This is a genomic window from Arsukibacterium sp., assembly GCF_033722355.1.
Taxonomy (GTDB): Bacteria; Pseudomonadota; Gammaproteobacteria; order Enterobacterales; family Alteromonadaceae; genus Alishewanella.
Genome location: NZ_JAWVZF010000266.1, coordinates 1 through 2,071, shown reverse-complemented (window position 1 = coordinate 2,071; position 2,071 = coordinate 1). Strand labels below are relative to the sequence as shown.

The window sequence follows — 2,071 nt, the reverse complement described above, 5'->3', positions numbered from 1 at the left end:
TATGCCGGCTATCTGCGGCCCTATTCGGCTTTTTCGGGAAAAACAGTGTTTTGCCACGGTTTTAGTCGTGCATTTGTCCGGTAAAGTAGGTGTGCGCCTGTTCAGACAACATTGGCATTAATCAGGTTTGGCGCCATGGGCTTTATCCGGATCAGGGTCCAATTGCATTGCCTGACAGGCCTGTACCAGCACCAGATTATTCATGGTTTCAGTCAGCTGTTGCAGCCCTATAGCAAAACTGTCGACGACGTCATTTTCTCTGACTTCAATCGGAAAAAACACCAGATCTGACTTAGCTGAGTAGCGTTCGATAATGTCAAGATCGACCTTATCCAGCGCTTCTATCTCTGCCTCAATCCTTACGTTTTCCAGATAGGAGCTGAAACTTTGCTGCACTTGCTCGGTAGAATATTTTTCCGCTTCAGTAAGCACACGTAGCTTAGTATTCTGCCAGCCGGTGGAGCGGCTGCAAAGGTAAGCAAACATCAGCATCAGCCGGGCAGTTGGACCGCCCCGCCACCAGATATCAATTTGTCTGTCTCTGGAAAGCGGCTTCAGTTCAAACAGCTGTTTTTTATCACAGGCCAGAGCCACCAGATTCATGCCAGCTTTGATTGTCTCGCGGAAATTTGCGGCATAATCTTCAGGCCGGTTCTCACTATCTGCATCTGCTTTGCTAAGTGTCCAGTGAATTACGGCAGTATTGGGACGGATCGGACCAATGCCATACGCGTGCAGAATGTGACGCAAACCGCTTTGAAAATCAGCGGCCTGGGTTACCAGGGTAAAGGCTTTGACCTCAGCGCTATCAATTGCCTTAACATATTGCTCAATCACTTCATCTCTGAGCGGCTCAGCACTATTATCAGGATCAATAATCCGGGTCAGGGTTGTCATGCCGCTCTGACCTTCTAGGATGGCTGAGAACTTCAGTAACTGCGCCTGATATTTTGTGTGTCGGGAAAAAACCAGGATATGCGGGCGCCAGTCTGCCGCATGGGGATGAACGTCGTTTAACTGAAACAGCAAGTCGCGCACCCGTTTAAATAATACGCCGCGTTGCTGGTCGGTAAACTTACGATCCTGATGACTGCGGGCCAGATACTGATGCAGAGCGAACAATACCGCGACAGCAATAACGGCCGCAATAAAATTAATGGCTAGCATGGCCGCGACACAGCCTATGCCGCCAAGCAGGCTGACGGTTTTATGCGACCATTTAAAACGGGGCCGGAAAAACGGGCTCTCTGATTGCAGCGCGAAAAAGGTCGCGTAATTAAGCAGGCCATAAGCGGCCAGAAAAAACATACTGATAACCGGTGCCAGCAGGTTCAGCTCGCCGATGATGACACACAGCAGGGCAATACCAGTTGAAGCAAGCACAGCGCGTCGGGGGTTATTGTCATGCCCTTCGCCCTTGGCAAAGGGAGTAAGAAACGGAATAAGTTTGTCGCCACCCATCGCCTGCAGTACCCGGGGGGCACCCAGCATGGAAGCCATGCCGGAGGACAGTGTTGCGGCAATGACAGCGCCTGCTACCAGCACCGGCCAGAGCGCGACATCAGCCATAATGTAATAGTTGCCACTAAGTTGAGTACTACTGGCGGTGCCTGCTAAAACCAGCGCGACCAGCAGGTAAAGCAAAGCTGATATACCAATAGCCGCAAAGGTGCCGATGGGAATAGCGCGATGCGGGGCTTTTAAATCGCCGGACATATTCAAGCCCTGGGTAAAACCGGTAATGGCAGGAAAAAACAGGGCAAAGGCCAGCCAGAACTGCTCTGCACCGGCGTTAACCGTCCAGTTTTCAGCCAGAGTCTGCTGACTGAATGTTAGACCTCCGCCAATAAAAAACGACAGCAGGCCACAACCCACCAGGGTCATAGTGACAAACTGCAATTTGGTGGTCCAGTCAGCACCGAGCCAGGCAAATAAAAACAGCACCAGAGTAATAACCGACGCCAGCACACGGGCGCTCAGCCAGTCGGGTAGCACAACCAGGTTGGCCAAAACTTCAACCAGCCCCATTACATAGAATGCAACGGAGATGGAAATCGACAAAAATAAAGTC

General features: G+C 51.1%; 1 protein-coding gene. It reads right to left on the bottom strand.

The window, feature by feature from the left end:
- Nucleotides 1–117: 117 nt before the first annotated feature.
- Nucleotides 118–2,071 (bottom strand): amino acid permease (locus tag R3177_RS14650; protein WP_318971747.1); only part of this gene is annotated, 1,954 nt, incomplete at its 5' end.